Here is a 6,606-nt window from a genome sequence, read left to right as displayed (position 1 = left end):
ACACCTGGCACCTCGCCCCGGCCACCGCATAACGAAAGAGGGCCGCCCGGCCTACGGCCGGACAGCCCACGACAAGATCTTCAGCAACCTTCTAGACGGGCTCTGCCGGCTCCGCGTCCTCGCTGCCCGTCAGCAGGTCCCGGCCGAACTCGACCATCTTCTTCGCGTAGTCCTCGGTCCACTCGGCCTGCTCGGCGATGTCGGCCGGGGTCAGACGGTCGAAGCGGCGCGGGTCGGCGAGCTGGGCGGCGGCCATGGCCTGGAACTCCACCGCCCGGTCGGTGGCCACGCGGAACGCCTGGGTCAGCTCGGTCGCACGGGCCAGCAGCGCCCCGGGGTCGTCGATCGACTCCAGACCGAAGAAGTGCTCCGGGTCGGCGACCGCTTCCACTGGCTCGAAGAGCAGGGGCGCGGGGCGTAGCCGCGGTTCGTTCCGACGCGGCGTGGGCTCCGCCATGTCTGGTCCTCCTCGTACGGTTCGGTGCCTACGTTTCGATGGCCACCGTCCATTCTCTCGCGCCCGCGCAAGCCCACCCCAAGGCCGTCGGCTCACTCTGCGCACGGCCGGGTGTCCGTCAGGGTCGTCGGGTCACTCGGTGCCCGGTCAGGTGGGCCGTGACCGCGTGGTTGGCCTCCCAGCCGTCCGGGCTGTATTGATCGGCCGCCTGCGGCGGCGTGCCGGACTCCGTCCGGCGGATGGGCCGGTGAGCCGGGCCTCCGTCAGGGTCGCCAAGTCACTCGGTGCTCGGCCAGGTGGGCCATGACCGCGTGGTTGGCCTCCCAGCCGTCCGGGAACTTCACGATCGTGCCCAGCTGGACGGGTTCCGTCGACGGGTAGTCGTCCAGGAGGTCGGTCACGCCGGCGCGGCAGACGACGATGCAGGCCTGGCGGTGCCGGGAGGCGAGGACGCACAGGCGGCCCGTCTCCAGGTGGAAGGCGGTGGCGTCGGGGCGGCCGGAGAGGGGGTGGAGGACGACTGTGACGTCGTACTCGCGGCCCTGGAGGCGATTCGCGGTGTCGACGGTGACCTCCGTCACGCCCAGCTCCGCCAGGGCCGCGCGGACCGCCGCCGCCTGGTCCCGGTGGGCCGTGCCGACCGCGATCCGGTCGGCGGTGAGCGGGGACGGGTCGGGCGAGCGTTCGGAGAGAGCCGCCCCGCCACGGCCGAGGAGCCGTCGTACCACCGTCGCCACCGCCCGGACCGCCTCCGGGTCGGTGCGCGGGGTGTGCCGGGCGGGCAGCTCCAGCAGGCCCCAGCCGGACTCCGCCGCCTCGTCGATCACCCGGTCGGGTCCGGAGCCGTCGGAGGGGACGGCGAAGGTCAGCCGCCGGTCGCCGTGGTCGGTGCCGCTGCGGAACGGGGTGTACGGGTAGAACGCGCCCGAGACGAGAGGGGCGGCGGAGGCGGGCAGCCGCCAGGAGACCGGGAGCCGGTGCTGGGGGAGGCCCGGGTTGTGGGCGAGCAGTGTGGAGACCGCCGACGCCGAGGGGTCGTACGACAGGCCCGCCCACTGCTCGCTGCCCACGGTCGCGAACGGGTCCAGCTGGCCGGGGTCGCCCACGAACAGCGCCCGTTCGAACAGCCCGGCCACCGCGAGCAGCGAGTCCGAGCGCATCTGGTACGCCTCGTCGACGATCGCGTGCCGCCAGGGCTCGTCCACGGTGACGTGCGCCCACTTCGCGGCGGTGGACAGCACGACCGACGCCTCCTTGAGGTCGGCCGCCTTCGCCGACTTGCGGACGTTCGGCAGGTCGTCCAGCGCCTTGTCGTACGGGTCGGCGTCACTGCTGTGCAGCCGGCCCACGGGCAGCTCCGGATTCTTCTCGGCGAGCCTGAGGACCAGGTCGTCGACCTGCGCGTTCGTCTGCGCGACCACCATCAGCGGGCGGCCCGCGTCGGCGAGTTCGAGCGCGGCGCGGACCACCAGCGTGGACTTGCCGGCGCCCGGCGGGGAGTCCACGACCACGCCCCGGTCGGTGCCGTGCAGGGTGTCGTGGAGGATCGCGGTGGTGGCGCGGGTGGCGGCCGCACCCGGGTCGAGATCGACGTCGGCCGTCACAGCACATCCTCCTCGGTCACCGTGTCGGCCGCCTCCGGTGCGGCCTCGCCCGGCGGGCCGCCGTGGGTCCACGGGGTCGCCTCCGGGTCGGGCAGCTTCGCCCCGCCGCGCTGCTCGTGTTCGAACAGGGTGAAGGTGAGCCGGTCGCCCTTCTCCGGGACGGACCCCTCCTCCGGCTCCCTGCCCCGGCCCATCTTGTCCAGGACCCGGAGCACCAGGACTCCCTCGGCCTCGTACCCGACGAACTCCATCGACTGAGGCTTGCCGCCCAGCGAGCGGTACGCCTTCGCACGCTCCCCGAGATGCGGCCGGTCGTCCGTGCGCACGGTCACCAGCGGGCGCGGGCTGGGCCGCTTGCCCTCGCTGTACGCCATGACGACATCGAGGACCTCCCCCGCGAACGCCTCCCCCGTCAGCCGCCGCCCCGCCATCACCAGGGGATCGTCCAGTGCCTCCTGGGCGTCCAGGCGAGCCTGTTCGCGCTCGCGGGTGGCCAGCTTGTTGGCGGCGGTGACCGCGTCGTCGCGGCGCGGCTGCGGCGGCTCACCGGCGAGCACCCGGTCGCGGTGGCCGGTGAACGACCAGCGGTCGCGGGTCCACCGCTCCTCGACCCGGGCGCCCTCCGGTAGCCGGTGCAGCAGATCCAGCCCACGCCAGACCGCGTCCCAGGTGGGCCGGGTCCGGCTTGCGACGAGGTCGCGGATCTCCCGCTCGGCGGCGGTGAGGATGGCCAGCCGGTTGTCGGCCTGGAGGCCGTCCTCGGCGCCGGCCAGGGCGGTGCGGGCGCGGTCGTAGCGCTCGAAGGCGGGGGCCAGCAGCTTGTTGTCGAACGCCGGGTCGGTGGCCGGGCCGGCCGGCGGGCACAGCAACTGCCCTTCGCCGTCCCGCGCCAGCTCGGCGTGGCGCGCCGCCTCCGCGCCCGAGGTGCCGGCCGGCGGGCTGATCCACGCGAGCAGCGCGCCCAGGTGCTGGTCCTCGACGCCGGACTGCCCGGTCGCCCAGTGCCGGGAGAGCAGGTCCGTCATGGCGAGGAGGAGGGAGGAGCCGGGGACGCGGGCGCGCTCGCCGAAGTGGGTGAGCCAGCGGCCGAGCAACGGCACGCGGGGCGGGGCCGGGTAGGGCGCCTCCGGGTCCTGCTCCGCCGTGCGCCTGAAGCGCATCGACCGCCCCAGCAGCCGTACGTACTCGATGCCCGTGCGGCCCGGGACGATCAACTGGGGGGCGTCCGCGCACAGTTCCACCTCGACCTTGACCCGCTTTCCGGTCTCCGGATCGGTCTCGGTGCGCTCGGCGGCCTCGACCGAGTCGGCGTAGGAGTCCAGGTACGGCAGGACGATGTCGGCCAGCTCGGCGAGGAACGCGAACCGCAGATCACGGTCGCGCGGCTGCGGTACCACCAGCAGGCGCGGGGCGTCCCGGTCGGTGCCGACCAGGGCGCCGAGGGGTGCTCCCGCCTCACCCGAGGTGGTGAGCGGCACGAAGACGAGGGGGCGCTCGGACAGGTGCCGGTGGCGGACGGTCGCGGCGGGCTGGGCGGTGCCCGTGCTCACGGCTTCGAGACGGGCGAGGGTGGTGATCAGGGACACGCGGCCTCCTGGAGGGCCTCGGCGCGCAGGGCAGCCGCACGGCGCAGGGCCGCGACCGCCGGATCGCCGGGGTCGCCGCTCTCGCCGCGTGCCGCCGACAGGACGTCCTGGACGGTGGTCAGCCCGCCCAGCTCGGCCCGGACCGCGCGGCCGAGCGTGGTGACCTCGTCGGCCGCGCGGGAGCGCTGCCGGCAGTGGAAGGCCAGTTCGCAGGCGGACAGGCACTCGGGCGCGTAGGCCGCCGGGACCGCGTCGACGGCCGCCGTCAGTTGCTCGGTGGGCAGACCGGGGGCGAAGCAGGTGCCCTCCGGAAGGGTGTCGGCGATGTCCTGGACGCGGGTGAGCCGGGCCAGTTGGCGGGCGGTGACCGCGCGCTGCTTGCGGACGTCGACGGCGGAGGCGGTGGGCAGGTTGGAGAAGTCCTTGGGGCAGACCAGCAGCACGTCGTGCCGCACCCGCGGGGTGGGGTCGAGCCGGGCCGCGACCTCCTCAAGGGCCAGCACGTACACCGCCGCCTGCCGGGCGGCCGCCCCCACCTTCGCCGGGTCCGCCGAACCGTCCAGCATCGGGAAGGACTTGATCTCCACGACCGTCCAGCTGCCGTCGGGGTGCACGACCACCGCGTCCGGCTCCAGGAACGCCGGGGAGCCGGCCACCTGGAGGGCCAGCATCGGATGGTCGAGGAGAACCCAGCCGCGTGTCCCGTCCGCCTCGCCGTGCGTCTCGCTGGTCTCGGCGGCCTCGCGCAGCGCCAGTGCCGTACGGGCCGTACGCCCCTCGGGGCCGATCGCGGACAGGTCGGGCACAGCGGCCCGCTCGGCCGGCTCGGCGCCCGGATCGAGGTGCTTGCGCACCAGCCGCAGCAACTCCGCACCGCCGTCCGCCTTCACCCTCGCCTCGAAGGCGTTGCCCCGGGTCAGCGCGAACTGCGACTGGCCGAAGGCCGACGGTGAGCCGAGGGCGCTCGCCAGCGCGGTCTTGTCCACCCCGGCCCCGTCCAGGATCGCCCGCCGCCTGCACCCGGGGTTCGCGGCGAGCGCCGCGAGGGCACGCGCGTCGAGGGCCTTGGCGGGGACGTCGGGGCCGCGCAGCTCAGCGAGCCGGTGCCGGAGCGCCGTCCCCCGCGTCGGTGGGGGAGACGTCCGGTTCGGCTCCGGAGGCGAGCCGGGACTCGCGCTGCGATGGAATTCGCTCACCCGCCGAAGTCTGGCATCCACCACTGACAATCGGGGAAACTGCGCCGCCGGAGCGTGCTGCGACCAGTGAGGTGCCCCGGGTCACCCGGACCCGGATGAGGTCCGCGACCCGCGTCACGTACGGCGAGATCAGGTAACCGACGCCCATCACGAACACGCCCGCGACCGCGTCCAGGAAGTAGTGGTTGGCGGTGCCCATCACGACGATCGCCGTCAGCAGCGGGTAGGCCACGCCGAGCACCTTGGTCAGCCGGTTGCCGCCGTGGCGCCACAGCATCACCCCGCACCACAGCGCCCAGCCGCAGTGCAGGCTCGGCATCGCCGCGTACTGGTTGGTCATGCCGCCGAGACCGCGCGGGGCGCTGGCGTCGCCGCCCCACCAGCCGTACGAGCTGTACTGCGCCATCGAGTCGACGAAGCCGTACTTCGTGTCCAGCAGCCGGGGCGGGCAGGTGGGCAGCAGGGTGAAGCCGATCAGACCGATGAACGTGGACGTCATCAGCCAGGTGCGGGCCCGCCGGTAGGCCTCGGCGCGCATGCGGAACAGGAAGACCAGGATCACCGGGGTGACCAGGTAGTGCAGTGAGGCGTACCAGAAGTCGGCCGGTATGCCGAGCCATGCCTCGCGCGTGAGCAGGCGGTTGAGCGGGTGCTCGGCGTTGAGGTGCAGGGCCTTCTCGACGCGCAGGATGGCCAGGCCGTGGTCGATGGCGGTGGCGTTGTCGCCACGGGCGAGCAGACGGCCGGCCGTGTAGCAGCCGTACACCAGCAGGATCAGCGGCAGTTCGGTCCACCAACGCAGCGGGGTTCGCGCAGTCACCTCGGTGCCCGGTTTCTCGGTCTGCGGCATCCGACTGCCTCCCCCTTCTCGTCCCTGTCTGCGCGGCGCCCGGCTGGCCGACCGTGACACTTTACGTTGCGCGCATTCCCGCCCATGCGGGGCGCTCAGCCCTCAAAGACGCGGAGACCGGCCGCCGGGTTGCCCGCTCCCTGCGTCTTCCCGGCGTGGGTGATGATGGAGGTGTCCCGCTTCCGAATTTCTCCCGAAAGGCTCACTCTCCATGGCACCGCGCATCCTGCTGGCCCGGCACGGACAGACGGAGTGGTCGCTGTCCGGCAAGCACACCGGCAGGACCGACGTACCGCTTCTGGAGGAGGGCCGGCGTGGGGCCAAGCTGCTGGGTGAGCGCCTGCACCGGCCGCCGCTCGACGGCCTCGCGGACGCCGAGATACGCACCAGTCCGCTGGCACGCGCGCGTGAGACCTGCGAGCTGGCGGGGTTCGGCGACCGTGCGATCCACTGGGACACGCTGATGGAGTGGGACTACGGCGCGTACGAAGGCCTGACCCCGGCCGAGATCCAGGCGTTCCGGCCGGGCTGGCTGATCTGGCGCGACGGTGTCCCCGAGGGCGAGACGATCGCGGAGGTCACCGCGCGCGCGGACGAGGTGGTGGCGTGGGCGCGCGCCGCCGACCGGGACGTACTGGTCTTCGCCCACGGGCACATACTGCGGTCGATCGGGGCGCGGTGGCTGGGGCTGGGGCTGGACTTCGCGGCGCGGATCCGCTTGAACCCGACATCGCTGTCGGTGCTGGGGTGGGCTTACGGGGAGCCTGCGATCGAGAGCTGGAACGACTTGGGGCACCTGGCCGGCTGAACGGCGGGGTGTCGCTTACCGGCGCCGGCCGGTGCCGCTGCGCCCACCCTCCCCCACTCTCGGCTTCGCTTAAGCGGGGGGACCCCCATCGCCCAAGCGGCACGA

6 protein-coding genes are annotated in these 6,606 nt (G+C 73.6%); 1 reads left to right on the top strand and 5 read right to left on the bottom strand.

Going from position 1 to position 6,606, the window contains the following annotated elements:
* Positions 1-91: 91 nt before the first annotated feature.
* From ACZ7OO_RS15035 to ACZ7OO_RS15015, 5 genes are all read right to left on the bottom strand, one after another.
* Positions 92-457, bottom strand: a complete 366-nt coding sequence (locus tag ACZ7OO_RS15035) for a hypothetical protein (RefSeq protein WP_352221007.1) — start codon at positions 455-457, stop codon at positions 92-94.
* Between the two features lie 263 nt (positions 458-720).
* Positions 721-2,061: a DEAD/DEAH box helicase family protein gene (locus tag ACZ7OO_RS15030; RefSeq protein ID WP_471504909.1), complete on the bottom strand. Its 1,341-nt coding sequence runs from the start codon at positions 2,059-2,061 to the stop codon at positions 721-723.
* A complete protein-coding gene (locus ACZ7OO_RS15025) occupies positions 2,058-3,647 on the bottom strand; it encodes a hypothetical protein (RefSeq protein ID WP_471504908.1) in 1,590 nt (529 codons plus the stop codon). Before ACZ7OO_RS15025 ends, ACZ7OO_RS15030 begins: the two co-directional genes overlap by 4 nt.
* A complete protein-coding gene (locus ACZ7OO_RS15020) occupies positions 3,638-4,843 on the bottom strand; it encodes a hypothetical protein (protein ID WP_471504906.1) in 1,206 nt (401 codons plus the stop codon). The genes ACZ7OO_RS15025 and ACZ7OO_RS15020 overlap by 10 nt, the downstream gene beginning before the upstream one ends.
* Positions 4,740-5,693 (bottom strand): phosphatase PAP2 family protein, encoded by a 954-nt coding sequence (locus ACZ7OO_RS15015; protein WP_471504904.1) that lies wholly within the window; start codon positions 5,691-5,693, stop codon positions 4,740-4,742. The genes ACZ7OO_RS15020 and ACZ7OO_RS15015 overlap by 104 nt, the downstream gene beginning before the upstream one ends.
* Before the next feature lie 211 nt (positions 5,694-5,904).
* On the opposite strand from ACZ7OO_RS15015, the gene ACZ7OO_RS15010 reads away from it, so the two are divergent.
* Entirely contained in the window at positions 5,905-6,501 is a 597-nt protein-coding gene (locus ACZ7OO_RS15010; RefSeq protein WP_471504902.1) for a histidine phosphatase family protein, read from the top strand.
* Positions 6,502-6,606 lie beyond the last annotated feature (105 nt).

Source organism: Streptomyces sp. NPDC111744 (genome assembly GCF_055634995.1).
Note: the sequence above shows the minus strand (reverse complement) of the source record. Positions and strands in the feature narration are given on the sequence as shown.